This window comes from Bacillus sp. LK2 (assembly GCF_001043575.1).
GTDB lineage: Bacteria > Bacillota > Bacilli > Bacillales > Bacillaceae_G > Bacillus_A > Bacillus_A paramycoides.
The window spans coordinates 101,433-126,854 of the sequence record NZ_LDUK01000015.1 but is presented as its reverse complement, the minus strand read 5'-3'; the positions used below and the strand labels follow the sequence as shown (position 1 = coordinate 126,854).

Annotated in this window: 31 protein-coding genes and 5 pseudogenes; 22 read left to right on the top strand and 14 right to left on the bottom strand. The window is 34.6% G+C overall.

Going from position 1 to position 25,422, the window contains the following annotated elements; all coding sequences use genetic code 11:
* Window positions 1-31 precede the first annotated feature (31 nt).
* The 3 genes and pseudogenes from VK90_RS31400 to VK90_RS10470 all read right to left on the bottom strand — a co-directional run.
* A pseudogene (locus VK90_RS31400) lies at window positions 32-166 on the bottom strand (class I SAM-dependent methyltransferase); the annotation flags it as partial.
* Window positions 153-1,025 carry a GNAT family N-acetyltransferase gene (locus VK90_RS10475; RefSeq protein WP_048372867.1) on the bottom strand — a complete coding sequence of 291 codons (873 nt, stop codon included), beginning with the start codon at window positions 1,023-1,025 and terminating at the stop codon, window positions 153-155. The gene VK90_RS10475 and the pseudogene VK90_RS31400, both read right to left, overlap by 14 nt.
* Before the next feature lie 23 nt (window positions 1,026-1,048).
* Window positions 1,049-1,927, bottom strand: a complete 879-nt coding sequence (locus VK90_RS10470) for a nitrate reductase (protein ID WP_048372578.1) — start codon at window positions 1,925-1,927, stop codon at window positions 1,049-1,051.
* Window positions 1,928-2,153: 226 nt separating this feature from the next.
* On the opposite strand from VK90_RS10470, the gene VK90_RS10465 reads away from it, so the two are divergent.
* Window positions 2,154-3,011, top strand: a complete 858-nt coding sequence (locus tag VK90_RS10465) for a YitT family protein (RefSeq protein WP_048372577.1) — start codon at window positions 2,154-2,156, stop codon at window positions 3,009-3,011.
* Between the two features lie 45 nt (window positions 3,012-3,056).
* On the opposite strand, the gene pdxR is transcribed toward VK90_RS10465, so the two are convergent.
* Window positions 3,057-4,457 carry a MocR-like pyridoxine biosynthesis transcription factor PdxR gene (pdxR, locus tag VK90_RS10460; protein ID WP_048372575.1) on the bottom strand — a complete coding sequence of 467 codons (1,401 nt, stop codon included), beginning with the start codon at window positions 4,455-4,457 and terminating at the stop codon, window positions 3,057-3,059.
* A 131-nt stretch (window positions 4,458-4,588) separates the two neighbouring features.
* Here pdxR and VK90_RS10455 point away from each other — a divergent pair, with 131 nt between their 5' ends.
* A complete protein-coding gene (locus VK90_RS10455; RefSeq protein WP_002171578.1) occupies window positions 4,589-5,011 on the top strand; it encodes a GNAT family N-acetyltransferase in 423 nt (140 codons plus the stop codon).
* A 117-nt stretch (window positions 5,012-5,128) separates the two neighbouring features.
* A pseudogene (locus tag VK90_RS10450) lies at window positions 5,129-6,256 on the top strand (metallophosphoesterase).
* Between the two features lie 67 nt (window positions 6,257-6,323).
* Here VK90_RS10450 and VK90_RS10445 read toward each other — a convergent pair.
* Window positions 6,324-6,941, bottom strand: coding sequence for a DUF1648 domain-containing protein (locus VK90_RS10445; protein WP_048372572.1), 618 nt, complete (start codon window positions 6,939-6,941; stop codon window positions 6,324-6,326).
* Between the two features lie 136 nt (window positions 6,942-7,077).
* On the opposite strand from VK90_RS10445, the gene VK90_RS10440 reads away from it, so the two are divergent.
* The 6 genes from VK90_RS10440 to VK90_RS10415 are packed head-to-tail and all read left to right on the top strand — an operon-like array spanning window position 7,078 to window position 10,416.
* Window positions 7,078-7,644 carry a GNAT family N-acetyltransferase gene (locus tag VK90_RS10440; protein WP_025149896.1) on the top strand — a complete coding sequence of 189 codons (567 nt, stop codon included), beginning with the start codon at window positions 7,078-7,080 and terminating at the stop codon, window positions 7,642-7,644.
* Between the two features lie 6 nt (window positions 7,645-7,650).
* Window positions 7,651-8,211: a 2'-5' RNA ligase family protein gene (locus tag VK90_RS10435; protein WP_048372570.1), complete on the top strand. Its 561-nt coding sequence runs from the start codon at window positions 7,651-7,653 to the stop codon at window positions 8,209-8,211.
* Window positions 8,208-8,693 carry a GNAT family N-acetyltransferase gene (locus tag VK90_RS10430; RefSeq protein ID WP_048372568.1) on the top strand — a complete coding sequence of 162 codons (486 nt, stop codon included), beginning with the start codon at window positions 8,208-8,210 and terminating at the stop codon, window positions 8,691-8,693. The genes VK90_RS10435 and VK90_RS10430 overlap by 4 nt, the downstream gene beginning before the upstream one ends.
* 11 nt (window positions 8,694-8,704) lie before the next feature.
* Complete coding sequence (locus VK90_RS10425) at window positions 8,705-9,094, top strand: cupin (RefSeq protein WP_048372566.1); 390 nt, start codon at window positions 8,705-8,707, stop codon at window positions 9,092-9,094.
* The gene (locus VK90_RS10420) at window positions 9,075-9,503 is read left to right on the top strand and encodes a GNAT family N-acetyltransferase (protein WP_048372564.1); all 429 of its coding nucleotides are present in this window, start codon (window positions 9,075-9,077) and stop codon (window positions 9,501-9,503) included. Before VK90_RS10425 ends, VK90_RS10420 begins: the two co-directional genes overlap by 20 nt.
* A 31-nt stretch (window positions 9,504-9,534) precedes the next feature.
* Complete coding sequence (locus VK90_RS10415) at window positions 9,535-10,416, top strand: phosphotransferase family protein (protein WP_048372562.1); 882 nt, start codon at window positions 9,535-9,537, stop codon at window positions 10,414-10,416.
* Between the two features lie 25 nt (window positions 10,417-10,441).
* Here VK90_RS10415 and VK90_RS10410 read toward each other — a convergent pair.
* A pseudogene (locus tag VK90_RS10410) lies at window positions 10,442-10,681 on the bottom strand (GNAT family N-acetyltransferase); the annotation flags it as partial.
* A gap of 216 nt (window positions 10,682-10,897) precedes the next feature.
* On the opposite strand from VK90_RS10410, the gene VK90_RS30665 reads away from it, so the two are divergent.
* Complete coding sequence (locus tag VK90_RS30665; protein WP_025149882.1) at window positions 10,898-11,155, top strand: hypothetical protein; 258 nt, start codon at window positions 10,898-10,900, stop codon at window positions 11,153-11,155.
* 121 nt (window positions 11,156-11,276) lie between these two features.
* Here VK90_RS30665 and VK90_RS27615 read toward each other — a convergent pair.
* Window positions 11,277-11,567, bottom strand: a pseudogene (locus VK90_RS27615) (GCN5 family acetyltransferase); the annotation flags it as partial.
* A 132-nt stretch (window positions 11,568-11,699) separates the two neighbouring features.
* Here VK90_RS27615 and ytfJ point away from each other — a divergent pair.
* The 4 genes from ytfJ (at window position 11,700) to VK90_RS10385 (ending at window position 13,715) form a co-directional block, all read left to right on the top strand.
* Window positions 11,700-12,125, top strand: coding sequence for a GerW family sporulation protein (gene ytfJ / locus VK90_RS10400; protein WP_002171594.1), 426 nt, complete (start codon window positions 11,700-11,702; stop codon window positions 12,123-12,125).
* A 160-nt stretch (window positions 12,126-12,285) separates the two neighbouring features.
* Complete coding sequence (locus tag VK90_RS10395) at window positions 12,286-13,062, top strand: hypothetical protein (protein ID WP_002171595.1); 777 nt, start codon at window positions 12,286-12,288, stop codon at window positions 13,060-13,062.
* Between the two features lie 51 nt (window positions 13,063-13,113).
* Complete coding sequence (locus VK90_RS10390; RefSeq protein WP_002171596.1) at window positions 13,114-13,434, top strand: hypothetical protein; 321 nt, start codon at window positions 13,114-13,116, stop codon at window positions 13,432-13,434.
* 68 nt (window positions 13,435-13,502) lie between these two features.
* Window positions 13,503-13,715 (top strand): hypothetical protein, encoded by a 213-nt coding sequence (locus tag VK90_RS10385; protein ID WP_048372557.1) that lies wholly within the window; start codon window positions 13,503-13,505, stop codon window positions 13,713-13,715.
* Between the two features lie 33 nt (window positions 13,716-13,748).
* Here the strand turns inward: VK90_RS10385 and VK90_RS10380 are convergent, their stop codons facing one another.
* Complete coding sequence (locus tag VK90_RS10380; RefSeq protein ID WP_048372554.1) at window positions 13,749-14,108, bottom strand: permease; 360 nt, start codon at window positions 14,106-14,108, stop codon at window positions 13,749-13,751.
* Window positions 14,109-14,312: 204 nt separating this feature from the next.
* On the opposite strand from VK90_RS10380, the gene VK90_RS10375 reads away from it, so the two are divergent.
* From VK90_RS10375 to VK90_RS10350, 6 genes are all read left to right on the top strand, one after another.
* The gene (locus VK90_RS10375; RefSeq protein ID WP_048372552.1) at window positions 14,313-14,993 is read left to right on the top strand and encodes a class I SAM-dependent methyltransferase; all 681 of its coding nucleotides are present in this window, start codon (window positions 14,313-14,315) and stop codon (window positions 14,991-14,993) included.
* A gap of 93 nt (window positions 14,994-15,086) precedes the next feature.
* Window positions 15,087-16,775 carry a formate--tetrahydrofolate ligase gene (locus VK90_RS10370; RefSeq protein ID WP_025149877.1) on the top strand — a complete coding sequence of 563 codons (1,689 nt, stop codon included), beginning with the start codon at window positions 15,087-15,089 and terminating at the stop codon, window positions 16,773-16,775.
* Window positions 16,776-16,865: 90 nt separating this feature from the next.
* The gene (locus VK90_RS10365) at window positions 16,866-17,393 is read left to right on the top strand and encodes a hypothetical protein (RefSeq protein WP_048372547.1); all 528 of its coding nucleotides are present in this window, start codon (window positions 16,866-16,868) and stop codon (window positions 17,391-17,393) included.
* A gap of 19 nt (window positions 17,394-17,412) precedes the next feature.
* Window positions 17,413-18,582: a DEAD/DEAH box helicase gene (locus tag VK90_RS10360; RefSeq protein WP_048372546.1), complete on the top strand. Its 1,170-nt coding sequence runs from the start codon at window positions 17,413-17,415 to the stop codon at window positions 18,580-18,582.
* Window positions 18,583-18,771: 189 nt separating this feature from the next.
* The gene (locus tag VK90_RS10355) at window positions 18,772-19,566 is read left to right on the top strand and encodes a sugar phosphate isomerase/epimerase family protein (protein ID WP_048372544.1); all 795 of its coding nucleotides are present in this window, start codon (window positions 18,772-18,774) and stop codon (window positions 19,564-19,566) included.
* A 70-nt stretch (window positions 19,567-19,636) separates the two neighbouring features.
* Window positions 19,637-20,020, top strand: coding sequence for a VOC family protein (locus VK90_RS10350; RefSeq protein ID WP_048372542.1), 384 nt, complete (start codon window positions 19,637-19,639; stop codon window positions 20,018-20,020).
* Window positions 20,021-20,064: 44 nt separating this feature from the next.
* Here VK90_RS10350 and VK90_RS10345 read toward each other — a convergent pair whose 3' ends face one another.
* Complete coding sequence (locus VK90_RS10345; protein WP_048372540.1) at window positions 20,065-20,703, bottom strand: zinc dependent phospholipase C family protein; 639 nt, start codon at window positions 20,701-20,703, stop codon at window positions 20,065-20,067.
* 29 nt (window positions 20,704-20,732) lie between these two features.
* Window positions 20,733-21,719 carry a quinone oxidoreductase family protein gene (locus tag VK90_RS10340; protein WP_048372538.1) on the bottom strand — a complete coding sequence of 329 codons (987 nt, stop codon included), beginning with the start codon at window positions 21,717-21,719 and terminating at the stop codon, window positions 20,733-20,735.
* Between the two features lie 309 nt (window positions 21,720-22,028).
* Between VK90_RS10340 and VK90_RS10335 the strand changes: the two genes are divergently transcribed.
* Window positions 22,029-22,607 carry a sigma-70 family RNA polymerase sigma factor gene (locus VK90_RS10335; RefSeq protein WP_048372536.1) on the top strand — a complete coding sequence of 193 codons (579 nt, stop codon included), beginning with the start codon at window positions 22,029-22,031 and terminating at the stop codon, window positions 22,605-22,607.
* Window positions 22,604-23,284: a DUF3600 domain-containing protein gene (locus VK90_RS10330; RefSeq protein WP_048372534.1), complete on the top strand. Its 681-nt coding sequence runs from the start codon at window positions 22,604-22,606 to the stop codon at window positions 23,282-23,284. The genes VK90_RS10335 and VK90_RS10330 overlap by 4 nt, the downstream gene beginning before the upstream one ends.
* Before the next feature lie 43 nt (window positions 23,285-23,327).
* Here the strand turns inward: VK90_RS10330 and VK90_RS31395 are convergent.
* From VK90_RS31395 to VK90_RS10315, 4 genes and pseudogenes are all read right to left on the bottom strand, one after another.
* A pseudogene (locus VK90_RS31395) lies at window positions 23,328-23,408 on the bottom strand (ABC transporter); the annotation flags it as partial.
* 37 nt (window positions 23,409-23,445) lie between these two features.
* The gene (locus VK90_RS10325; protein ID WP_048372865.1) at window positions 23,446-23,880 is read right to left on the bottom strand and encodes a hypothetical protein; all 435 of its coding nucleotides are present in this window, start codon (window positions 23,878-23,880) and stop codon (window positions 23,446-23,448) included.
* 85 nt (window positions 23,881-23,965) lie between these two features.
* On the bottom strand, window positions 23,966-24,937 hold the full coding sequence (locus VK90_RS10320; RefSeq protein ID WP_048372531.1) for an MBL fold metallo-hydrolase: 972 nt from the start codon (window positions 24,935-24,937) through the stop codon (window positions 23,966-23,968).
* A 158-nt stretch (window positions 24,938-25,095) separates the two neighbouring features.
* Window positions 25,096-25,305, bottom strand: a complete 210-nt coding sequence (locus tag VK90_RS10315) for a DUF3925 family protein (protein ID WP_048372529.1) — start codon at window positions 25,303-25,305, stop codon at window positions 25,096-25,098.
* Window positions 25,306-25,422 lie beyond the last annotated feature (117 nt).

Here is a 25,422-nt window from a genome sequence, read left to right as displayed (position 1 = left end):
AAAAAAACTGAATCGATATGATTCAGTTTTTTTATTTTTGATAAATGAAAAATGTTCTATTTGTACCGTGTAATTGTATATTGTTAAATCCTGCAGATTTTAGAGAATTAATAATTTCGTCTTTAGAGTAACAAGCTTCTTTAAAAGAAAAATCACTTCTTTTCCAACAATCCATAATAATCATACTTCGTCATAATCTCAAATCCACATTGTGTATAAAGTTTTAAAGCATTTTTATTTTTTGTTTCAACTTCTAATTCAATTGTTGAAACTCCTTTTGTGATGAGGGTATGCACCATATAGCTGAGGATTTCTTTGCCATATCCTTTACCTTGATAAGATGGATGCACAGCAAATCCTGATAGTGTAGTAGAGTGTTTTTGCTCAGTAACAGTAATCGTTCCTATCACTTTTTCATCGATAAGAGCACGGTAAATTTGATGAGAAGATGAAGTCATCATCTTTTGTAGCCATGTGGACGTATTTTCTACTGAATCTCCAAAAGCTTTACTAGCGATTTCTATAAGATCAGGAAGTAATTCAGAAGATGCAACAGTAAGGTTAATATTATTTTTCAGTGTTTTTTGTGTTTCGTTTGTTTTGAACTCCATACCGTACTCACTATATAAATATGGCAAGTTCATTTGTTTTGCAAATGATTTCCCTGAAATAGAGTCACCATTAATTATAAGAAGAGCTTCATCTGTTTCTCTTTTTTGTATTTCGTTCATTGCAGTTTGTAAAAGGGTAGTGCCTATATGTTGTTTTCTATAGTTTGGATGAACAAATCCTATTAACTCCAGTTTAGTCGGTCTTTCAAAGTCATACATACTTAATGCACCAATTAATTGAGTATTATCATAAAATAGAAAATCATTTATCTCGTCTTTATTACGAGCAGTTAAAAAGTTTACATGTAAATCTGACGAATAATCAATTTGATCGTGTTGTCCGCAAATATGAGCTAAATCTTTCATTTGCTGAATTTCGTTTGCTGTTAAAGATTTCTTTTTTTCAATATTCATTTCATAATCCCTCGCAATCGTTTTTAAAAATAGGATGGATGACGTAACCACTTTTCTAACTCCACACTCCCTTGAACAGATAATAAGCGATATAAATATCGATAGGGTTGTCTACATTCTTCAAGACGAAGAATGGGCATAATGGTCTCATAACCTTGTTTAAAAGCACGTGCCTCTTTTTCTGTAAGTACATATTCTAATCCGATAAAATCGAACTCTCGTGGAGCAATTGCATAAGCTTCTGTATCTACTAAACCAGTAATGGATTGACCATCTGATAAAAACTGAGTAGGATCCATATCAATTAAAACGAGTGTAGATTCCTTTGTTATGGATAAGGAAGAGAGCTGTGATTCAAAAGTATGAAATGCGTTATGTATGCTCATGTTATCGGAATAAAACATATTCACAAGGTCGCTACTTACTTTTAAAATGTGAGACTTAAATTTTTCAAGTGGCACTTGGAAAGTACCAGAAGGGTTTCCTATGAAATTAGCTTTAAATGAATGAATCTCTGCTAGTCCTTTTCCAAGGCTGAATAAAATAGAATCAGGTTGTCCGATAAATGATTGCAGCGTACTTCCTGCTAGTTTTTCGGCGATAACATACTCTCGTCCATCTAAAACATGTTTTTGTAAAATAGTCGGGATGGGTAAGGTAGTATGCTTTTTCAATAATGTGTGTATCGTTTCTAAATGATGTACATTTCTTGGATCAATTCCAAATAGATTTTGGCATCCCCACCAAAAATCATCGTTTGGTTCCTCAGTCATTTTTGAAGAGCGAACGATGACTTCTTCAGCCTCTGTTTTTACGAGAAACACGTCGCTTGCATGGTCGTCATAGCCTGGATGTAGTGCTTGGGCGGATAGGATGGGGGAAGTGAATAGTTGGTGTAACATGCGAATTCTCCTTTTATTCTGTAAATTCGATAAACTAATTATATAACATAATGTAAGTATGAGGGGGGATTTAGGATTGTAATTATTTCTGAATGAAAGCTAGCAATGCTACATAAGAATTACCAAAAAGGTGAAAAATATGTGTATATAAGCCGATTTCTTTGTATTTACAGAAAAATTACGTTAAAATAATACTAAGAAAATATATATGTTTTGGGGGTAATGAATGAAAAAAGTATTCGAATACATATTATTAACAATTGGATCTATTATTGTAGCTGGTTCACTAGAACTTATTTTAGCGCCTAATGGACTAGTGGACGGAGGGGTAACTGCGATTGCTATTATGGCAAATAAGGTTGCAGGATTACCGCTTTACGGAGTGTTTTTAGGAATTAATATTCCTATTTTATTATTTACTGCAAAATTAATGGGAAAGAAGTTCTTTATCCGTACGTCTTATGCAAATGTTGTTACAACACTCGGATTGATTTATTTAAAACCATTTCCAGCAATTACAACTTCGGAATTATTAATTGTACTTTACGGAGGAGTTCTATTTGGAGTTGGTGTTGGGATCGTTGTAAAAATGGGCGGAGCAATTGACGGATCAGAAATGTTAGCTGTTTGGATGAATAAGCATTTTAAAGTACCAATTAGTACATTTTTACTTGCTGTAAATGCAGTTATTTTTGTATTTGTTGCTATTTTATTTTCAATTGAGCAAGCGATGTTCTCATTAGCAATTTTCTATATTGTTACGAAAATGATAGATTTCATATTAGACGGTATTAATCAAGGAAAGAGCGTCATGATTATTTCGAATAAAAATAAAGAAATTGGCGAACTGCTTATGAAAGAATTGCAACTGTCTGTTACGTATCTACATGGAGAAGGTGGTTTTTTAGGTGAGCATCAGAGAATCATTTATTGTATTACAAACCGTTTCATTTATCCAAAAATGAAAGATCTCGTTCTCTCTGTAGATCCAAGTGCTATAATTGAAGCTTCTTATTCAACAGAAACAACTGGTGTAAAGCGTCCAGGAAGGACAGCCCGATCAGGAGACGTATCAGAAAAATAGTGTGTAAAATAACTCCACATAAGTATAACTTATGTGGAGTTATTTTTAATTAGGGAACCAGGATTCTTTGAGTAATTTGACTACAGTTTCGATACTATCTTCGGGAATGCTGCCGAAACCGAGTAGTACATATGACGCCTCTCTTAAATTATGTACAGAATCATATGTAGAGAGTGGGTACAATTTGATTCGTTGCTTTGCAGCAGCATGAATAAGTTCTTGTTCGTTCATACCATTATGAACATGAAGTACGATATGTAGGCCGGATTGTTCGCCAAGTATTTGAACACGAGATCCCAGTTCATTTTTAATAGATTTAACTAGTAATGTATGCTTTCTTTTATATAACGTACGACTACGGTTTAAATGACGCTCCCAATCACCATTGTGAATAAAGGTTGCAAAAGCGAGTTGCTGTATTGTGGAAACAGTTTGTTTAAACTTACCTTCAAGCTCTTTATAGACTTTTAAGAGATGAGGTGGTAAAACGATATACCCCATTCGCAAAGAAGGTAAAAAGGATTTCGAGAAAGTTCCCATATAAATAACGCGTTCATTTGAATCGAGTCCTTGTAAAGAGGGAATAGGTTTTCCTACATAACGAAATTCCCCGTCATAATCATCTTCAATAATATATCCTTTGCAATCATTGGCCCATCTTAATAATTCGAGTCTTCTAGATAACGGCATGATTATTCCAAGTGGAAATTGGTGAGATGGAGTGACGTATGCTACATTGGAACCTGATTCACGTAAAGCTGAAATATGAATCCCTTTATCATCTAAAGGAATAGGGTGAATAGGAAGGTCAGAACTTTGAATCATAGCAGTTATACGGTGGAATCCAGGGTTTTCGATACCATATTCTTTTTTAGAGCCGAGCAGTTGAAGTAGTAGCCAAAGAAGAGGTTGCGTACCGGCTCCGATAATAATTTGATCAGGTGAAGAATGTACCCCGCGGGCATGATATAAATATTTTGAAATATGCTCTCGAAGAACGAATTCACCTTGATGGTCTTCTTTAGCAAATAAGTCATCTTCGTACTGTAATAAGGTTTCTTGTAAGGCCCTTTTCCAGTTTGTGATCGGAAAAGCTTTTTGATCAATAAGCCCTTGGCTACAATCATAGTCATATTGTTCTTCTATATTATTGTTAGTTTTGTATGCCTCAATTTGTTCACTTTTTGACATGATATTAATATCAACTTCGGCAACAAAAATACCTCGTTTCGGTTTACTTTCTACATATCCTTCAGCAATTAATTGTTGATAAGCAGATTCAACAGTAATACGGCTAACATTGAGTTGTAATGCTAAATTTCTATGAGAGGGAAGTCGTTTGCCGGCAGGGAGCGTTCCTTGAGAGATTTCTCGTTTTATATATTTGTAAATTTGTAAGTAAATTGGTGTTTTGCTTTTTAATTGTAATGGGATGGTAAAATCCATTTTATGAATTCTCCTTTACATACTGGCCTTATAAAAAAGAATCGAACTGTCACTTAAGCAAGGGGCAGTTGCTTCCTATAATGATGATATAACATTTAGAAAATTTTATAAATAGTTAGGGGAGAGTCATAATGAATATTAGTGAAATAGTAACAGAAGCTGAGTTACACGATGTATTACCCGTTTTACAGCAATTACGAACGAAACTTTCAAAAGAAGAAGCAAGTTCTTTATTTCAAAAAATGAAAGAAGAAAATTATAAATTACTTTCGTTACGTAACGAAGAGGATGAGGTTGTTAGTCTCGCTGGTGTAGCGATTTGTACGAATTTTTATAATAAGAAGCACGTTTTCGTATATGACCTTGTCACAGCAGAAGCGCATCGATCAAAAGGGTATGGGAATGTTTTACTTTCTTATATAGAGGACTGGGGAATGGAAAATGGGTGTGAGTCTATCGCTCTTACATCAGCGTTTCCTAGATTGGATGCCCACCGTTTTTATGAAAGAGAAGGGTATGATAAGGTGAGTTTTTCTTTTCATAAAAAATTATAAAGAAGGATAGGTTCTATATGACATAATATATAGAACCTATTTCATTTAGAAAGGTTTATAATTTGTTTTGTTGAATTGTTTCTATAAATTATAAAGAAAAGTTAGGAGCGCTTATACTTGGAAAAAATAAAGAAACTATCAATCCCTAATGATGTTAGAGTAATCGTAATATCTGATATTCATGGAGAATTACCTCTTTTAAAAGAATTACTACATAAAGTTAACTTTAAAGATGAAGATTATTTAATTATTAATGGAGATCTTTGTGAGAAAGGAAGAGATAGCAACGGCGTAGTAAACTATGTCATGAATCTCGTAAAGAGCAATTCAAATGTGCATGTTGTTGAAGGGAATTGTGAAGTTTTAGTTGATGCTCTTATTAATGAAAATCCTGGTCTCATTAATTATTTATGTACGAGAAAGCATTCGATTTTTAATGAATGGTTAGAGAAATTGCATTTTTCTATTCATGAAGGTACTTCTATTGGAGAAGTGAAGGAAGTGTTAATGAGTCAATTTTCAAAAGAAATAAATTGGCTAACAGAGTTGCCAACAGCGATTGAAACAGAAGATTATATTTTTGTGCATGCTGGACTTGAAGATAGAGTAGATTGGAAAGAAACGGAGCGCAAAAATGCGATAGCAATGCCCGAATTTTTTAATCAATCACATAGAGCAAATAAGTATGTAGTAGTTGGTCATTGGCCTGTTGTAAACTATTCTGAAGAAGCACCGTCTAACAATCCAGTTATTGATAAGGAGAAAAAAATTATTGCAATTGACGGCGGAAATGCGATTAAAGAGGCGGGGCAATTAAATGCATTTATCATTCAGAGGGCAACTACAGGTGATACGTTTTCTTATACATATGTAGACTATTTTCCAGTGTATGAAGTAATTGCAGATTTTAATTCAGATTCAACAAAGCAGGGCGGGGTTACATATCCGTATTATTACATTGAGCCTGTGGAGAAGATGCAAGATTACACAATATGCAGGCAATAGAAAACGAATAAGTTACTCACTGTGAAAAATGAATACATTAAGCAACTTGAGTCAGGTGAATATACAGTGAAAACTGATATTTCTTGTGCGCAAATAAGTGTTAGCAAAGGGGATATTGTTTCACTTATTGATGGTAGCTGCGCGGGCTATGACTTAATAAAGAAAGATGGGATAGAAGGTTGGATAGAGAAAGGAATAATACTTGAAATGAATAAGAGTGAAAGTAAAATATTTAACTGAAATAGGAGGGATGTAACCTCCTATTTTTTATTCATCGTTTTACGATTTCGTATTTCAATTAACTTTTTTAATTAGTAGACTGCTTGCTGTCTTTTATAAGTAAATAAATCATACTCGATATAATGACAAGTGTCATTCCTAAAATAATTGCTAGTATTCCGTAACCTCTATACGGAGCAGGAACTATAAACGGAAGAATCGCTAAAAAAATACCTGCTATCATCATAGAAACACTACAAATATTGGAAGCTCTTTTTTCAAGATGTTTATGATTCCATTCCAATGAAACTGTTGATTTAGTTGTATCAATTTTGGAACTGAAATAGCCTATTAATATAAATAATAAACCTAAAGCTAAAAATATTAGATGATCAAGAGGAAGTGAGAAGCCAAGAGCAATGAGGGCAATTACAATATCAACAAAAAATAAGAATAGTAAAATTGTATTACCGGTCCATAGTAAAAATTTTTGATTACTCATTGCTTTAGATAATGCTAAAAATAGAAAGAATAAAAAAGAACATATAATTATATTTACGATAACAAAAGTGCTTTTATCCATTGTTGATGTGGGAATTCCATTGAAGTCCCATTTCGTTACAATGCTTGATGGTAAGAAGAAGTAGAGAATAATATTTGTCGTAATAATAGTAATAAAAAGGCCGATGCTAAATCGATTATTCACTGCATCACCTGCTTTCTACATGAATAATTGGTATCTTATAACAAAATTATACAATATAATAAATGATATTTGTTTTGATTTTTCAGAAAAAATATTATAATTATATATGAAATAAAGAGGGATGTAGGAGGGAATTATGCAAAACGTTATATTAAAGGGGAACAAAGTTACAATTCGTACAATTGAAGAATCAGATATAAAAACATTATGGAGCCTCATATTTAAAGAAGAAAATCCAGAGTGGAAAAAATGGGATGCGCCGTATTTTCCGTTTTCAATGCAAGAATACCCGTCTTATAAAGAGAAGATGCAAACTCGTTTAAAGGAAGAACCTCTATCAAATTTAATTATAGAAAATAACGGTCAAATTATAGGGACAGTCGGATTTTATTGGGAGCATAAACCGACGCGTTGGTTGGAGATGGGAATTGTTATTTATAATCCAACATACTGGAATGGTGGTTACGGTACAGAAGCATTAACATTATATAGGGACTTACTATTTGAAAATATGGAGATTGGTAGGGTGGGGCTTACGACTTGGTCTGGCAATGAACGAATGATGAAAGTAGCGGAGAAAATAGGAATGAGCTTAGAAGGTAGAATGCGAAAATGCCGATATTATAACGGAACATACTATGATTCTATTCGAATGGGAATGATTCGTGAAGAATGGGAATTGTTATGTGTTACTAAGGGGTGAGGAAGCATGTACGCAATTATTGCTACATTTGATAGTGTGTTTACTAATAAAATTACAGAACTGCAAAATGAATTAGCAAATTTAATTGGAACAAATCAACTAGCTGGAGTAGAACCCCATATTACTATTGCAGATTATAATGAGTTAGATGTTAATTTATATATTGAAAAATTAAAAGAGTTTGTAGCTATTCAAGAGAACATAGCTGCAGTAACTTTTCCTTCTGTTGGAACTTTTCCTACTAACGGAACGATCTTTCTAGCGCCGACCATTACCGATGAATTGTTAAGACTTCATCATTCCTATCATAATTATTTCAAAACCTTTCATGATAATCTAAATTCATATTACGTACCAGGAAAATGGGTTCCACATTGTACGATTGCTAATGAGTTAAATTCAAATCAGTTTATAAGTGTAATGGAGTATATATATGAAAAGTTTGATCTTACAACAACTTCGATTGAGAAGTTACAATTAATTAAAGTAAGTTATGAAAATGGTTCTGCCGTTTCTTCTAGTATATTAGCAGAATATAATTTAAAGAGAATGGAGACATCAAGATGACATATGTAATTAGAGAAATGAAGCAAGAAGATATTCATGCTGTACAATCAGTAGCGAAAATAGCTTGGCATGATACATATGAAGGGATTATTCCGAGAGCGATTCAAGACAACTTTTTAAATGAAGCGTATTCCGATGAAAAAATGAAATATCGCCTTGAAAATACACATTTATTTGTTGCAGAAGAAGAGGGAGAAGTAATTGGCTTTGCGAATTTTTCACCCATTAGATTGCAAAATGAAGCAGAATTAGGCGCAATTTATTTGTTACCAGAGCAGCAAGGAAAAGGGATAGGAAGTGCTTTATTACAAAGAGGGCTTACGGAATTAAAAGGGATTCGTAAACTGTACATACATGTAGAAGCAGCAAATGAAAAAGGAAAATGTTTTTATGAAGCGAAAGGTTTTGCAGCCTTAGAACAATTTGAAGAGGATTTCGAAGGGCATATGCTGCAAACAGTGAGAATGGTTTTATACATATAAGGAGGGGCGAAATGAAAATATTTGATTTCAGTGAAAAAGTAGGGAAGCATATATCAGCATTTCAATCTAACTTTATAATGTCAAAAATATTAAAGCATCAAGGGAATATACATATCGGTGCCATGCATTTACAAGAGAATGGAATCATCGGATATCATGAAGCAGTTGTATCGCAACTGCTTCTTATTGTACAAGGAGAAGGATTTGTATGTAGTGCAGATAAAGAAAAAGTGAAGGTAGAAGCTGGACAAGCTGTATTTTGGACGAAGGGAGAATTCCATGAAACAAGTACGGAAAAAGGATTGATGGCAATTGTAATTGAATCAGACGGTCTTGAAAATGGTATTTCAATGATGATTAGAGGGCAGGAGGGAGTAAGGAATGATTACAAAAGCGAATGAGGAAGAAACGAAACAAATATTACATTATGCAGCTCAATCTCTTTTCGAAGGAACGAGAGGGAATTGTCAACTAAGTACGGAAAAAGCGATTGAAATCACAAAGCCTTTAGTAGAAAAAGGAGCATATTATTTAGTTATAAGAGAAGAAAATAAGATAGTTGGATGGATATTGATGGGAGAAAATACAGACTATTTCTCTAGCGAGAAACTTGGGTTTATTTATGAGCTATACGTTTTTCCAGAGTATCGCGGGAGAGGATTATCACGAAAATTAATGAAAGCTGGGATCAAGGAACTACAAGAAAAATATTCGGAAATTCGCTTGAATGTATTTGCAGGTAACTTTGCGAAAAAGATGTACGAAGATTTCGGTTTTGTTGAAAGGCAAGTGGTTATGACTTTGAAGTGAGAAAAATATTTCGAGTGGGAGAATAGAAAAAATGAAAAGAGAAAGTGAATATGTTGCGTATTTACAAAGGATGTATCCTGAATTACAAATAGAATCAACTTACATAAATGAAATAGGCCAAAATAATGATGTATTAATCGTAAATGACGAAATAGTATTTCGTTTTCCTAAATATGAAAAAGGCATTGAAAAACTTCGAGCAGAAACAAAGTTGTTAGAGCAACTACAATCTTTTATTACAGTTCCAATTCCTTCTCCGATCTATCAGTCATTTCAAGAAGAAATACCAGGGAAAGTATTTTCAGGATATAAAAAAATTAGCGGAGAACCATTTTGGAGAGATACGTTGCAACAAATAACGGATGAAAAACAAATGCAGAAACTTGCATACACACTAGCACAGTTTTTAAAAGAGTTGCATCAAATTCCGTTATCTACATTTGAAGGTATTATGCAATATGATAGGACTGATATTTATTCTGAAATAAATAGTTTATATAGCAATCTAAAAGAGTATGTTTATCCATTTATGAGAGAAGACGCAAGAAAAGAAGTTTCAATATCGTTTGAGTTATATTTAAATGAAAACAAACATTTTAATTTTGCTCCATGCCTTGTTCATGGGGACTATGGTATGACAAACATTTTATATAGTGCGACAAAGAAGGATATTTCAGGGATTATAGATTTTGGTGGTGCGAGCATTGGAGATCCTGCTTATGATTTTGCGGGGATATTAGCTAGTTATGGAGAGGAGTTTTTACAACTCTTTTCGGCTCATTATCCAAATTTAGAAGAAGTAAAGGAACGAATGTATTTTTATAAAAGCACATTTGCTCTTCAAGAAGCTTTATTTGGTGTTCTAAATAATGATAAAAAAGCACTTCAAGCTGGAATTGCACAATATGTTTAAAAGCCGATTTCAAATCGGCTTTTTATTATCGATACATCGTCCACATTCCAATATATTTAAATCCTAATCGTTTATAAATTCGCCCAGCAGCTGGATTGTTATAAAATAAGCAAAGTGTTCTGCCCTCATTCGTAAAGTCTTGAATCATTTTTTGTAATATGAGCGAAGCATATCCATTCCCGCGATGATTTGGATGTGTACATACGCCAACAACCATAGCGGATAATGAGTTTTCAGCAGAAGTAGAGGCAGATGCGATAGGTACCAAGTAGTTAACCTATATAGACCACTCTTATAAGTGTATGTTTAGGTAAATCATAAAGGTTACAAGCCATCAAAGTTAAGACTATTCAGACAAAACTTGCGAGGTAGTATTCGACAAAAAGTAGGAGACTAAAATAGGCTAACTCAGGGGTATTGATAGGGAAAATTTGGGAAAAAATAGAATAACTATTTATGAGAACTAAGAGGAGGAATTATAATGTTCGGATGGTTTAAGAAGTGGGTTAACTGGCACGACAACCTAGATCAGGCTGCTATTGAGTTCTATATAGGTGACGATAGAGTTGTCCTCATAGGTGCTGATGCAATGAACTTTGTAGCTAACTTTAATAAGAAATACAAAACTCTATATGTTGAAAATAAATTAACTGGAACGAATATACGATTTAGGTTGTCTCATGTAGGAAGCTACAAGAGAACAACTTATAAAGCAAGCACTGGGGAGGTAGGAAACTAATGGATATCATGGAGATAGTAATGAACAAGTGGTTTGCTGGAACAGTGGCCTTGTTAGTTGTAGCTATAGGGAGTTGGTTCTTCCTGTGGAGTGATGTACCTAAAAAGAAGTAGGCCATACTTTCTACAATATTTGACTGGCCAGAGAGTTTAAGCGGCTTATATGCGGAAAGAAGTGCCTCATAGTCAGCAACCACAAAATCTTCTTTACTATACGGTATAAACGCATCATGGAAGCGGAGTAAAATCGATTTTAATGTTCCGTTCTCTTCGAATGTTCCCCATAATTCTTGAAAATCTGTATCATAACCGAAAGCTTCAATATCTCCAATGATAAATAAGTTAAGAGCTGTTTCTTCTTTTAGAAAAGAAAATACTTGTTCATGATCTTTCTTTGTTAATTTTCGTATCATAACGAATCGAACTCTTTTTTTATTTTTCTTAATATTATAACTTTTAGTTTTTGAAATCAATATAAAATTTTATGTTTAGTTCACAAACTTTCGGAAAAACTAGGAAAGATATGACAAAGGAGGTTATGAACGGTGGATCATCCAATTCAAGGTTTAATGAAAGCAGCAATGGAAAATTTAAAGGAAATGGTCGATGTTAATACGATTGTTGGAGAGCCTGTTCAAACGGCTGACGGTGGTGTAGTGTTAACGGTTTCTAAAGTAGCGTTCGGTTTTGGAGCAGGAGGTTCTGATTTCCAGACGAATGATGGACAAAGAGCGAACGGTAACCCTGCATTTGGGGGCGGTAGCGCGGGTGGTGTTTCAATTACACCGGTAGCATTTCTTGTGGTAAATAAAGATGGGGTAAATATTCTTCATTTACAAAATGCGACACATTTAGCAGAGAAAATGATTGAATTAGCTCCACAAACAATTGATAAAATTCAATCGATGTTCCAAAAAGATGAAAAGAAAGAGGGAAATCATCACCCTCAAAGCCCAGATGATATCCTTTAAAAACGCCTGCTTATGAGCAGGTGTTTTTTCTTGTAATCAGTATGTAATAAAACACATGAAATTGTAAATAGTTTTTGAAGTTTTTTCTATGTTTCTAAAATTTTTCATGTTAAAATATGCTATAGAATTGAAACATACAAAACGAAGGTGGCTAGGTGCTTTGTCTGGAGGATCTGACCAAGTAAAAAATATGATATATATTAATGGTAATCGTCGGGGTCATTGTTTTATTACATCTGGAATTACGTTTAAAGAGTTTGCAAGTAACATCCCTTCACCGCTTCACCAAGCATTGCTTTTAAAGCATAATTTTGAGTGGACAGATTTTCATTATCATACTTTATTTGAATATGTCGAGGAAGAAAATATACATAAACTCATTCAAGCAGAGATTGATGAATTTGATGAATTTTGTTGGGTAGATTTTGATGATGCAAGCGATTTAGATGAATTAGAGCCAAAAGAAATAGCAGAACTGCTTTATCTGGCTCACAAAAAAGAACCACTTGGAAGAACGTTCTTCCCGTTATTGAAAAATAGATTTGTTTATTTTTCACATGATGACGGTTGGTACAACAAAGTGTATTACCGTAGAATCGGTGATTTTGTAGGAATGCTAAGTAAAGTGATTCCATATAAACTCGGTTCGTTTGGAAAGAAACGTTTTACTTTCTTCCAAAAATCAAAGATTTTCCCAGCAATTTCTAAGGAAGTTATCCTTGGGCTTGTTCCGTTAATGGAAGATGGGTTATACATTGATTTAGCGGGGAAAATTGAGTCGAGAAGAGGCCTTGAAATTCCGGTATATGTAGTGGGCTCATTCGAAAGTACGGATGAGGTACTAGATAATATCGATGAATTGAAAGCAGAAGCAACAGAAACGGGTTGGCTCATTTTTGATAAGAAAGAACAAGAGTGGCAATGGGTTGTAGACTAAGAAAACTTGGCGCATGAAGTCAAGTTTTCTTGTCTTTTGAAAGGAGAACAAATGAAGAAATATTATACAATTGTGGGTATTGTAAGTATTATTCTCGTGGCGATATTACTTATAACTTGTCCGAAAGAATCAGATTTCAAATTGTATTTAGAGGATAAGTATACATTGAAATGTGACGAGAGTAGCTTTGAATGCACGCAAAATGTAGATGGAAAGAAAGAGAAATTACAGTTTGAAAGTATTAATGCACGAAACGGTGTATTCTTTATGACTGTAAAGCAAACGTATAAAACAGAAGCTGGTTTAACGAAAGAATACAGCGGAGTAGGTTTATTCGGTACATTTCTTTTTGTTTCAGAGAAGACTTTCTAGTAATAGAAGGTCTTTTTTTATGCTTGTGTTCATATAGATGAAGTAAGACAGGCATAGGAGGGGTATTGATGAAGAAGGAATGTATCGTTTGCAGTGGTGAGGAGTTTTTTTCTTCAACATTATATGCACGTACGAAACAAGATTGGGCATACGCGCCAAATATGTACCGATTTGAAAAGGTGTTTATTGAGCATAGGGATGAAGAAAATTATCCAGTTTTTCAAGAAATTACAGCGAAGCATTGTTGCGGATGCGGTCATATCATGTTGTATCATGAATGAACACACCAAGTAGTATAACTTGGTGTGTTTTTTTTATAACGCTGATATAGCAAGCGGATAGAGTAAAGTGAATAAAACAGAAAAGCTCCCAAAACCAATTGCTGTATATCCGAGTGTTCTCGCTCCAAAATTGACAGCTAATAAACCAACTAAAATAGCAAGGGAGCCGAGTGTAACCGGGTAAAAAGCAATTGAGAATAACGAAAGAAATAATGCGACATAACCGATCATTGCACCGGTATTTGTACCTTCTATTTCATTTGCAATTACTTTGCGCTCATGTCTAATCGGAATACCAGCTGGAGATATTTCAGCTGCATACTCTTCATTTTTTTCACCATTTTTAAAATGTTTTTCACCACTTTTAAAATGATGATTTCTCTTTCTTCGCATATACATCCCTCTCTTTCAATTGGGTGTATCTATAGTATCTTTCATAAGGAACAGAACATGAGTATGAGTTAAACCCAAGTAAAGCAAAAATTGGAGAAAATAGATTCCGTTGTTATCCTGTTCACCTCCTTATGAAGAGAAACAGGAATTTTGGAAAATGATGTAGAATGAAATGAATGATAATACGTGAAGGTAGGGGAATGTATGACGAAGTTTAATTGGCATGAATCGGCAGAGAAAAAATGGGATAACAATGCAGAGTTTTGGAATCAAAATAGTCAAGAAATGTGGGATAGCGGGAGTAGGAGTACAATCATTCCATTTTTTGAGCAGTACGTGGAAAAAGAAGTACAAGTGTTAGATGTTGGCTGTGGTGATGGGTATGGTACATATAAACTAAGTCTTTCTGGGTATAAAGCAGTTGGGGTGGATTTATCAGAAGTTATGATTCAAAAGGGGAAGGAACGCGGAGAGAGCCCGAATTTATCCTTTATTAAAGGAGATCTTTCTTCATTACCTTTTGAAAATGAGCAATTTGAATCAATTATGGCAATTAATTCTTTAGAATGGACCGAGGAGCCATTACAAGCATTAAATGAAATAAAGCGTGTTTTAAAGAAAGATGGATACGCATGTATTGCAATTTTAGGACCGACAGCAAAGCCGAGAGAGAACAGTTACCCTCGATTATATGGAAAAGATGTTGTTTGTAATACGATGATGCCTTGGGAATTCGAACGGTTAGCAAAAGAACAAGGATTTGAAGTTGTAGATGGTACCGGCGTATATAAGCGTGGAGTAAATGAGAAAATGCTAGGCCAACTACCTATAGAGTTACAACAAGCTTTAACATTCTTATGGGTATTTATGTTAAAAAACATATAACAAAATCGAAGGATTTTAGGAGGGAAATAAGTGCAGAAAATACAAAAAACTGATACAATATCATCAGAACCAATTAAAGGGGGACTAGGGTATATGACAACTACTACAACAGTTAAATCTGATATTGAAATCGCACAAGAAGCAAGTATGAAGAAAATTCAAGAAATTGCAGCTGAGTTGAATATTTTAGAAGAAGAATTAGAGCCATACGGACATTATAAAGGCAAGTTATCTCTTGAAATTTTTAAGCGCTTACAAGATGAGAAAGACGGTAAAGTTGTTTTAGTAACAGCGATTAACCCAACTCCAGCAGGAGAAGGTAAATCAACAGTAACAGTTGGTTTAGGTCAAGCTTTTAATAAAATTGGTAAGAAAACAGTAATTGCGCTTCGCGAACCATCTCTTGGACCAACAATGGGATTAAAGGGCGGAGCAGCAGGTGGTGGTTTTTCACAAGTAGTACCAATGGAAGATATTAACCTTCACTTTACTGGAGATATTCATGCGATTACAACTGCCAATAACGCATTAGCGGCGTTTATTGATAATCACATCCAACAAGGAAACGTACTTGGAATTGATACACGTAAGATTGTTTGGAAACGCTGTGTAGACTTAAATGACCGTGCCCTTCGTAACGTAGTAATCGGCCTTGGTGGACCGGTTCAAGGTGTACCACGTGAAGACGGTTTTGATATTACAGTAGCATCTGAAATCATGGCTGTATTCTGCCTTGCAACAGATATTCAAGATTTAAAAGCACGTCTATCTCGCATCGTGGTCGCTTATAATTTTGCAAATCAACCTGTAACAGTTAAAGATTTAGGCGTAGAAGGTGCGTTAACACTTCTATTAAAAGACGCATTAAAACCGAACTTAGTACAAACATTAGAAAATACACCAGCTATCATTCATGGCGGACCATTTGCGAATATTGCTCACGGTTGTAACAGTGTTATCGCTACGACAATGGCAGCAAAATTGGGTGATTATGTTATTACAGAAGCTGGATTTGGTGCTGATTTAGGTGCTGAGAAGTTTTTAGACATTAAAGCACGTGCAGCTGGTATTAAGCCAGAAGCGGTAGTTATTGTTGCGACTATTCGTGCGCTTAAAATGCACGGTGGTGTGGCGAAAGATCAATTAAAAGAAGAAAATGTAGATGCGTTAGCAAAAGGAATGGAAAACTTACAGAAACATGTTGAAACAATTCAAAGCTTCGGTGTTCCATTCGTAATTGCAATTAACAAGTTCATTACAGATACAGATGCAGAAGTTGCATACTTACAAGAGTGGTGCAATGAGCGTGGCTATGCAGTATCCTTAACAGAAGTTTGGGAGAAGGGTGGCCAAGGCGGAGTTGACCTTGCTGAGAAAGTGTTAAAAGAGATTGAAAAAGGTGAGAATAACTACGCACCACTTTATGAATTAGAATTACCACTAGAAGAAAAAATTCGTACAATTGCTCAAAAAGTGTACGGCGCAAAAGATATTGAATTTGCTCCGAAAGCGCGCAAGCAATTAGCTCAATTTGAAGGAGAAGGTTGGAGTAACCTACCGATATGTATGGCGAAAACACAATACTCTCTTTCTGATGATGCAACAAAATTAGGTCGCCCATCTGATTTTATCGTTACAATTCGTGAATTGAAACCATCTATCGGTGCAGGGTTCATCGTTGCGTTAACAGGAACAATGTTAACAATGCCAGGACTTCCTAAACAGCCAGCTGCGCTTCAAATGGATGTAAACGAAGATGGAAAAGCAGTAGGTTTATTCTAAAAGGTTGTAATTCATCTCGTTTATCTGTAAACTATATATACATCAAGTGGCGCCTTTCCATAGAAAGGCGCCTGTTTTTTGGAGGAAATTATGTTTGATCCAACTGCTTTTGAAAATTTAAAGGTAATCGTGGAAGGAGCTGTCTATGATTTCGATTTACACGGTGATATTTTCGTAACAGATCGAAAAGATGTGATGGACCTTGCTTCACTAAGTCGTATGTATAGTATTTCATTTCAACTAACTGAAACATTTAAAACGATGGTAGAAGCGACATTTTCACTATCTGTTGATGCAAAGAACTTATCGGGTGAAATATTAGAAGTACCTCAGTTTATACCAGGTTGTGAAATGAAGCTGGAATTCTCGTTCGAAATGGAGCACCCTGAGATAGGATGCAAAGAAATTGAAAAATTATTACATTCTATATGGGGAAAAGAGCGAATGATTACGCAGAAAATTTCATACGAATATAATAAGCAAGCGATTTCATATCATAATAAGGTAGAGGTTCTATTTCAAAAAGCGATTACAGAAGACCATGTTGATGATTTAATAGCTGTTATTTCACACATGATAGAAACGGTGCGAACAATACAACATTTTCTTCAAAAATAGAGATAAAGGAGAAAAACGAATGATAAAAGATATGCAACCATTTTTACAACAAGCTTGGGAGAAGGCTGGTTTTAAAGAGTTTACTGAAATTCAAAAACAAGCGATTCCAACTATTTTAGAAGGACAAGACGTTATAGCTGAATCTCCAACTGGAACAGGAAAAACATTAGCGTACTTATTACCCCTTTTACATAAAATTAATCCTGAAGTTAAACAACCCCAAGTTGTAATTTTAGCGCCAACTCGTGAACTTGTTATGCAAATTCATGAAGAAGTTCAAAAGTTTACAGCGGGAACTGATATTTCAGGTGCATCTTTAATTGGTGGTGCAGACATTAAGCGCCAAGTGGAAAAATTAAAGAAACATCCGAGAGTTATTGTCGGTTCACCAGGACGTATTTTAGAATTAATTCGTATGAAAAAGCTAAAAATGCATGAAGTGAAAACGATTGTATTTGATGAGTTTGATCAAATTGTAAAACAAAAGATGATGGGCGCTGTACAGGATGTAATTAAATCAACGATGCGCGATCGTCAATTAGTATTCTTCTCGGCGACAATGACAAAAGCAGCAGAAGACGCGGCACGTGATTTAGCAGTTGAACCACAATTAGTACGTGTAACACGTTCAGAGTCAAAAAGCGTAGTTGAGCATACGTATATCATTTGTGAGCGACGCGAAAAAAATGATTACGTAAGAAGAATTATGCATATGGGCGATGTAAAAGCAGTTGCTTTCCTAAATGACCCATTCCGTTTAGATGAAATTACTCAGAAATTGAAATTCCGTAAAATGAAAGCAGCAGCTCTTCATGCAGAGGCAAGTAAGCAAGAGCGTGAAGCAACGATGCGTGCGTTCCGCGGCGGGAAATTAGAAATTTTACTTGCTACTGATATTGCAGCACGTGGAATAGATATCGATGATTTAACACATGTAATTCATTTAGAGTTACCAGACACAGTAGACCAATATATTCACCGCTCAGGACGTACTGGACGTATGGGGAAAGAAGGAACGGTTGTTTCTCTTGTAACAGCACAAGAAGAGCGTAAATTACTACAATTTGCGAAAAAATTAGGTATCGTGTTTACGAAACAAGAAATGTTCAAAGGGGCATTTGTAGAATCTAAACCACCAGCACCAAAGAAAAAGAAGCCAGCTTTTACTGGTAAGAAAAAGCCTAGATAAATGATTGGAAAGACGTAACTATGTATAGTTACGTCTTTTTTGTTGTGGAATAATCGATGAAATTTTATTAACGATTCTACAGGAAATATTGATAAAGGTGTAGCATTTCTAGTTTAGTTTGTACAAGGAAGTAACATAAAAAGAGTCGAATATTAACATGATACGAAATAATAAAAAGAAGGTACATTTATGAACAGGAAATTAGGAATGTTTTTAAATACAAAACATATTGAAGTAAATGAAGGAATAAAAAAGGCGAGAGAATGGGGGTTAGGCTATATTCAACTATATGCTATGAATACGAATTTTAACTTAGCTAATATTTCAAAGGTAGAATGGGCCAATTTAAAGAAAAGCTTATTTTTTAATGGAATTAAAGTACCGTCATTAGCAATTAGTTTTGGAGAAAGTGGAATTGTAGGGGCGGAAGTTGAAAGTGTAATAGAGCCGTTGAAACGTGTTGCTGATAAGGGATTAGAATTAGGAGCAAATATAATAACGGCTCACATTGGAAAAATTCCAGATGATGAAAAGAGCGAGCGATATGATAAGATGCAAAGGACTTGTTATGAGATAGGGAATTTATCATTAAGATTAGGGGGAGTCTTTGCTATTGAGACGGGATCTGAAAAAGCAATAGTGTTAAAAAGATTTTTAGAAAATATAAGCTCAAATGGACTAGCTGTTAACTTTGACCCAGCAAATATAATAAGTGAAGTAAATGAAAATCCGATAGAGAGTTTATTTCTGTTAAAAGAGTATATAGTACAAACGCACATTAAAGATTGTAAAGAAGTAAAAAGAAATGGTTTAAGTGAGTATATAGAAGTCGCGGCAGGAAATGGTGAAGTGGATTTTGATACATTCTTCAAGGCATTAAATAAAATCGGATTCGACGGGTATAACATAATTGAAAGAAATAATTATATTGACCAGCTTGATGGGATGAGTAAGTCGATAAATTTTGTGAAGAAGTACATATGAATGAAAAAGGATTAATAATAGTAACTGTAGAAAGCTACATAGAATATAAAAACCATTAGGGGGGTAACAAATGATTCATAAAGTTGGACAAATTATGTTATATGTAAATAATCAAGATGAGGCAGTAAATTTTTGGACTGAAAAAGTAGGGTTTCATGTAATTGCAGAGGAAGATAACAAGCAAGGAATGAGATGGATTGAAATTGCTCCAACTAACGATGCAGAAACGAGCATTATACTACATAATAAAGAAGTTATTTCTAAATTGAGTCCGGAATTGAATCTTGGTACACCGTCTTTAATGTTCTTCTCAGAAAACCTTGATCAACTATATAAAGATCTAACAAATAAAAATGTTACAGTTGGAGAAATGGTAACCATGCCTTCTGGTAAAGTGTTTAACTTTGCAGATAGTGAAGGGAATTACTTTGCAGTAATGGAAAAGAAAAAATAATGGCATTGCTATGTCAAAATCCCCCTCATATATAATGAGGGGGATTAAATATTTGAAGTGAATTTTTCATTAGAGAGTTGTTTGATAAAAAATGCCCCTTTTTCAATAGCTGTCTCAATATAACCAACGATTTGATCAAATGTAAACACTTGTAAGTTTTCGTGCAAGTGTTGCTCAGGATATAGCATATCCTCAAAAATATATTGCCGAAAAGCTAAAACGTTCTCTTCTGACACTTCCTCGATATTCACAATGTGAGCCTCTTGATTAAGAAGGGAGAAGAGCTGTTGTTCTTTATCATAATGATGCAACAACTTTGCGTTCAATAATTTAAAATCGTTATAGTACATAGGTGCGATGGCTTCGTCGTTCTCAATTCTGTTTTTGAGCCAAGGTAGAAAAAATCCATTTAGCCAATTATCATCGGCAATGAGATGGGTATAATAGCCTAAAAGAAAAGGGGAGTCCATATGCTTTTCGTACTTATGAATAAATGATTCGTAATCTATTCTTCTCGTATAGTTCTTCGTTGTACCAGCGTAAAAATGTGAAGTTCCTTTTTCGTCTTTTGAATGAACAGCATCAGGAGCTACACCTCCGAGTAAGAAAGAAGTTTTATCTTGAATAGATAGTTTCTCGGCAATACCGTTAGCGATAATAACATGCATAATTCGTGATCCCATGAATGACACCTCGATTTCATGTATTCATTTTAGGGAGCTGTCTGAACGTTTAGTATTACTTTCCCTGTACTTTGTCTACTTTCGACCCATTCATGTGCTTTCCCTGCATCTTGAAGAGGAAAAGATTTCGTAGCTTTAATTAGTAAACTTCCATCACGTAAATAACGGAAAACTTGATTTGCAGTTTCTTTGAGAGATTCGGGACGTTTTTTCCGTGTAGTGCCAAAGCTAAAACCGAGTATAGAACGGCAACTTGCATGTAAATCTTTCGTTCGAAAATTACCAACTTCTCCACTAGCATTACCGAAATGGACAAGACGACCATAATAAGCAAGGCAATCTAAACTTCTCTCTGACACAGTACCAGAAATAGAATCTAAAATAACATTAACACCTTCTCCGTTTGTAAGATCATTAACTTTCTCTACGAAATCCTCATTTTGATTGCATATAACATAATCAGCGCCAGCGTCTAAAGCAATTTTTCTTTTCGCTTCACTTCCGACAGTACCGATAACCTTTCCAGCTCCTAATAGTTTTGCAAGTTGAATTGCTGTAGTACCAATTCCACCAGCAGCTGCATGGATTAGAACTGCTTCATCTTTTTGCAGTCTGGCCACATTTGCGAGTAAATTATAGCTTGTAAAAGATACAATCGGACAAGCAGCAGCAGTTTGGAAATCGACTTCATCAGGTAAAACGAAAGTGAGATTTTCGTTTGCGACAACATATTCAGCGTAAGAGCCATTTTGAGGAAAAGCAATGACACGCTGTCCAGGATAAATATTTTTCACATGAGAACCGACTCGTTCTACAACACCAGCTGCATCTATCCCTGGAATAAAGGGGAATGCTTTGTTTCCTTTTTTGCCATAGCGTGATTTAATATCGGCGAAATTAACACTAGTAGCAACAATGCGAATTAATACTTGATTTTCTGAAATAGTCGGAATGCCCACATCTGTATATTTCATCACTTCAGGACCACCGAACGAAGTTACAACGATAGCTTTCATCATATATCCCCCTAAATTTTGCTATATAAATCATTTTAAATCTTCATTAGGAATTGGAAAATTATATAATTGTTATGCACGGTTATAAGTGAAACTTATGAAGGCATTGCATTATTATATTAATTTATCCCGCATTAACGTGTAGTAAGACTCCCGCCTAAAAGCCCGATTGGTGTGGGCTAATAATCAGTGGGGGATGGACATCCCCCACTGATTAAAGTTTCACTTTATATAAAAACCTTTGAAAAAAATCGAACGAAATATCATTTACTTGCCAATATATAGTGTAAGACAAAGGAGGGGTGTTATATGAAGGATGAAATAGATTATGCAGATTTAATTCAATTAACTCTATCAGGCAATAAAGAAGCGTATGGCGAATTGTATGATAAAACGATTCAAGAAGTATATAAGACAGCACATTTTTTAATAGAAGACAAAACGGATGTAGATGACGTCGTTCAAGAAATATACATACAGCTATATGAATCGCTTCGTAAATATGATAGCGAGAAGCCATTTCGTCCTTGGCTAATTGGACTTGCGATTAAACAAATTCATTCCTATAGAAGAAAGAGGTGGATGCGGCTACGAATTGTAAAAAAAGCAGAAGAGCAAAGGAAACCAGTACAAATTGATTTTTCTAACGATGTTGTAAGTAAAATATCAAATCAAAAACTAATCGAGCTCATACATAAATTACCGTATAAATTGAAACAAGTTATTATTTTAAGATATTTACACGATTACTCACAAGAAGAAGTAGCACATATATTACATATTCCAATCGGTACCGTGAAATCTAGAATTCATGCGGCTTTAAAGAAATTACGCCAGAAAGAGCAAGTAGAAGATATCTTTTTAGGAGAGGTAGGGAATGTGAAATGAGTTTAGATTGTAGAGTTAGAGAATCTATACAAGAAGAAGCGAAGGGAATTGTAGCCCCGCCGGAGTTAAAAGAAAAAGTAATCGTTCAAATTAAAATGAAGCGCGGGGGGAGTAAAAGGAAGAAACGCCTTATAGCAGGAGTGCTTGTAGCAGCATTTTTAATCCCGACGACTGGTTTTGCTTATCAATCTATTATGGCAGATGGTATATACGGATCTTTTGAAAATTTAAAGAAGCATGCCGGAACTATGACATTAGAAGCATATATGCGTTTTAGTGCAAAGTTATCACAGGCGAAAGATGAAATGGGTGCAAAGGAATATGAAAAGTTTACAAAGGAACTAAAGAAATTAACAAATGCAAAGCTTGAGTATGGAGATTCAAACGGTAATATTGATTATGATCAGTTATCACCGAAGAAAAGGGAAGAAATGAAAAAGATAAGTATGGGACTTCAACCATACTTTGATAAATTAAACGGTCATAAATCTAGTGAAGAAGTATTAACACCAGAAGAGTTTGATCGCTATGTGGAAGCTTTAATGACATATGAAATAGTACAAGTAAAAACAAAATCAACGGGTGGAATGAAAGTAGAAGAAGTACCTGAGGCATACAAAGAAAGATTTAGTAAAGCGGAGCAGTTTATGGAGTATGTAAATGAAAAGGTGAGATAACAAAAAAAAGGAGAGCCTTTATTATCAGGTTCTCCTTATTTGTTTACTTGAACTTTCTCACCGCATGTATAGCAACTCTCGCAAGGAGTATTGCACTAATAAATAAACCACCATAACCAACTACCCTTGACTTGCATAATAAAGTGAAAGTGGGATATCACTTAGTTGTATTCCTTACTAATTGTCTTGTCTCTTTGTATAAAGCAATCTAAGAGTGAGTAACCAGCTATTAAACTAATAATGGTAACGAAAGTTGTATTCACAAGAATAATATTAACTAAATACGGTAGGTATTCGCCAAGTGGTGAAAAGAGTAGGGCTGGGGAAAAGGAAATTAATATTGTAGGTACTGTAATAGCAATAAATTTATCCGGCTGAAAGCTCCAGTTTTGTTTACTCGTTTCGCGATTAATGGATTGAAGGAATCGTAATAAAATGCCGACCAAAAGAGGGAAGAGTGTAAAGTAGAATAATCTTGGGTAAACGTTAAAATTCACTTGCGCGTCTGTATCTAAATAAAATTGAATTTTTACTCCGACAAATAATAATAAGACGATAAATAATGTAAAGCAGAAATATTGAATCACTTTTTGCATATCATTCCACCATCCTTTACTAAAAATATATTCAAAGAAAGAAGAGATATACAATACCAACCGTTGTATATCTCTTCTTTTACTGTTAGTTGATAGTGGAACTTGCTTTTACTTGCTTCGTTAAATAATCAATAATTCCCATCGCACTAATTTCTAAATCTAGATGTAAAATGTTATAAACAGTATGATTTGATGGGACGTCTAGCTTTGTAAGGTGAGAGGAGACTTTCTCCATTAATAAAGATTTTAATGTCTTAGTAGCTTCATCGAAATCTTTATTTTTTTCAAAGACATCCGTACCAGTCTCGACGAAAATAGGCAACCAATGTTCCAGTTGGTTATATACTTCTGTAACATGAGATGATGCCCCGTAATGACCGAAATAAATAGTATCTACATTCATACTTTGAATATGATTTTTAGAAGCAATCATCGCATCTGGCTGGAATTGCGAAGGGGAAGTTGATGGTAGATATAACTCTACACCAAAATCAGCTAGCTCTCGATAGTAAATTCCAATCGTGTCACCAGTGAAAATACCGTTTGTTTTTGAATCGTGAATACTAATATGGTGCTTCGCATGTCCTGGTGTATCATAAAATGTAAGGGTCTGGTCTTCTGAAATTATTAATGTATCACCATTTTGTACAATATGAACACGTTCCTCTTTAATAGGAAGAATTGGATCAAAGAGCTTATCGAAATCTTCTTTGTATACTGCTTTTGCACCTAGAATAAGTTTTGTAGGATCAATCATATGACGAGCCCCGCGTGGATGCACAAATAGAGTAGCATTTGGGCATTTCTCCATCATTAAACCTGCTGCACCTGCGTGATCTAAATGAACATGTGTAACGATAATGTTTTTTACATCGTGTAAATCAATATGTAATTGTTGTAAGCCGTCTAAAATATAGGGAAGAGAAGGGGCTGCACAAGTTTCAATTAAAGTAATATCGTCACCTAATAAAACGTACGTACCTGTTCGTTCATTATGTTGTAAGTCGTAATCATCAATAAGATATAGATGGGAAGATAATTGCTCTACTTTTTTCATACTTACCACTCCTTATATACTTGTAGATTTTTACCGCTATTTGTGAAAGTCTTACTGCCCGTAAAATCCCCACTGATTAAAGTTTCACTTTATATTATACGCTAAAAAAAGAAAAAGGCAGAAAACGAAAACTCGTCTTCTGCCTTTATGTAATGTCGTTATTTCGTTTGTTGTTTATTAATAGACATAACGAACAGTCCAACAATACCGCCAACTAATGGAAGTGTAATCTCTCCTGCTAAATTAAAGTAGGAACTTAGGAATAAGCCATTTACATCGATTACCCAACCAGTAACATACAATAACATCATATATAGTACGAAATAAAACTCACGATTTGAAATCATTTCACGCTGTGCAGTTTTCATAATCAACACCATCCTTTTCTTTTATAATGGAATTGAAAATGTCACAATTTATAATGTAAACTGTCACATTTTGTTCACAATTCAATTGTAAAACTTTCCATCATAAAAGTCTAGTAG

What these genes read in the sequence shown, in the direction of transcription:
- VK90_RS10475 (WP_048372867.1), bottom strand. Translation starts at nt 1,025, where the DNA reads ATGAATATTGAAAAAAAGAAATCTTTAACAGCAAACGAAATTCAGCAA.
- VK90_RS10470 (WP_048372578.1), bottom strand. Translation starts at nt 1,927, where the DNA reads ATGTTACACCAACTATTCACTTCCCCCATCCTATCCGCCCAAGCACTA.
- VK90_RS10465 (WP_048372577.1), top strand. Translation starts at nt 2,154, where the DNA reads ATGAAAAAAGTATTCGAATACATATTATTAACAATTGGATCTATTATT.
- pdxR (WP_048372575.1), bottom strand. Translation starts at nt 4,457, where the DNA reads ATGGATTTTACCATCCCATTACAATTAAAAAGCAAAACACCAATTTAC.
- VK90_RS10455 (WP_002171578.1), top strand. Translation starts at nt 4,589, where the DNA reads ATGAATATTAGTGAAATAGTAACAGAAGCTGAGTTACACGATGTATTA.
- VK90_RS10440 (WP_025149896.1), top strand. Translation starts at nt 7,078, where the DNA reads ATGCAAAACGTTATATTAAAGGGGAACAAAGTTACAATTCGTACAATT.
- VK90_RS10435 (WP_048372570.1), top strand. Translation starts at nt 7,651, where the DNA reads ATGTACGCAATTATTGCTACATTTGATAGTGTGTTTACTAATAAAATT.
- VK90_RS10430 (WP_048372568.1), top strand. Translation starts at nt 8,208, where the DNA reads ATGACATATGTAATTAGAGAAATGAAGCAAGAAGATATTCATGCTGTA.
- VK90_RS10425 (WP_048372566.1), top strand. Translation starts at nt 8,705, where the DNA reads ATGAAAATATTTGATTTCAGTGAAAAAGTAGGGAAGCATATATCAGCA.
- VK90_RS10420 (WP_048372564.1), top strand. Translation starts at nt 9,075, where the DNA reads ATGATTACAAAAGCGAATGAGGAAGAAACGAAACAAATATTACATTAT.
- VK90_RS10415 (WP_048372562.1), top strand. Translation starts at nt 9,535, where the DNA reads ATGAAAAGAGAAAGTGAATATGTTGCGTATTTACAAAGGATGTATCCT.
- VK90_RS30665 (WP_025149882.1), top strand. Translation starts at nt 10,898, where the DNA reads ATGTTCGGATGGTTTAAGAAGTGGGTTAACTGGCACGACAACCTAGAT.
- VK90_RS10390 (WP_002171596.1), top strand. Translation starts at nt 13,114, where the DNA reads ATGAAGAAATATTATACAATTGTGGGTATTGTAAGTATTATTCTCGTG.
- VK90_RS10385 (WP_048372557.1), top strand. Translation starts at nt 13,503, where the DNA reads ATGAAGAAGGAATGTATCGTTTGCAGTGGTGAGGAGTTTTTTTCTTCA.
- VK90_RS10380 (WP_048372554.1), bottom strand. Translation starts at nt 14,108, where the DNA reads ATGCGAAGAAAGAGAAATCATCATTTTAAAAGTGGTGAAAAACATTTT.
- VK90_RS10375 (WP_048372552.1), top strand. Translation starts at nt 14,313, where the DNA reads ATGACGAAGTTTAATTGGCATGAATCGGCAGAGAAAAAATGGGATAAC.
- VK90_RS10370 (WP_025149877.1), top strand. Translation starts at nt 15,087, where the DNA reads ATGACAACTACTACAACAGTTAAATCTGATATTGAAATCGCACAAGAA.
- VK90_RS10365 (WP_048372547.1), top strand. Translation starts at nt 16,866, where the DNA reads ATGTTTGATCCAACTGCTTTTGAAAATTTAAAGGTAATCGTGGAAGGA.
- VK90_RS10360 (WP_048372546.1), top strand. Translation starts at nt 17,413, where the DNA reads ATGATAAAAGATATGCAACCATTTTTACAACAAGCTTGGGAGAAGGCT.
- VK90_RS10355 (WP_048372544.1), top strand. Translation starts at nt 18,772, where the DNA reads ATGAACAGGAAATTAGGAATGTTTTTAAATACAAAACATATTGAAGTA.
- VK90_RS10350 (WP_048372542.1), top strand. Translation starts at nt 19,637, where the DNA reads ATGATTCATAAAGTTGGACAAATTATGTTATATGTAAATAATCAAGAT.
- VK90_RS10345 (WP_048372540.1), bottom strand. Translation starts at nt 20,703, where the DNA reads ATGGGATCACGAATTATGCATGTTATTATCGCTAACGGTATTGCCGAG.
- VK90_RS10340 (WP_048372538.1), bottom strand. Translation starts at nt 21,719, where the DNA reads ATGAAAGCTATCGTTGTAACTTCGTTCGGTGGTCCTGAAGTGATGAAA.
- VK90_RS10335 (WP_048372536.1), top strand. Translation starts at nt 22,029, where the DNA reads ATGAAGGATGAAATAGATTATGCAGATTTAATTCAATTAACTCTATCA.
- VK90_RS10330 (WP_048372534.1), top strand. Translation starts at nt 22,604, where the DNA reads ATGAGTTTAGATTGTAGAGTTAGAGAATCTATACAAGAAGAAGCGAAG.
- VK90_RS10325 (WP_048372865.1), bottom strand. Translation starts at nt 23,880, where the DNA reads ATGCAAAAAGTGATTCAATATTTCTGCTTTACATTATTTATCGTCTTA.
- VK90_RS10320 (WP_048372531.1), bottom strand. Translation starts at nt 24,937, where the DNA reads ATGAAAAAAGTAGAGCAATTATCTTCCCATCTATATCTTATTGATGAT.
- VK90_RS10315 (WP_048372529.1), bottom strand. Translation starts at nt 25,305, where the DNA reads ATGAAAACTGCACAGCGTGAAATGATTTCAAATCGTGAGTTTTATTTC.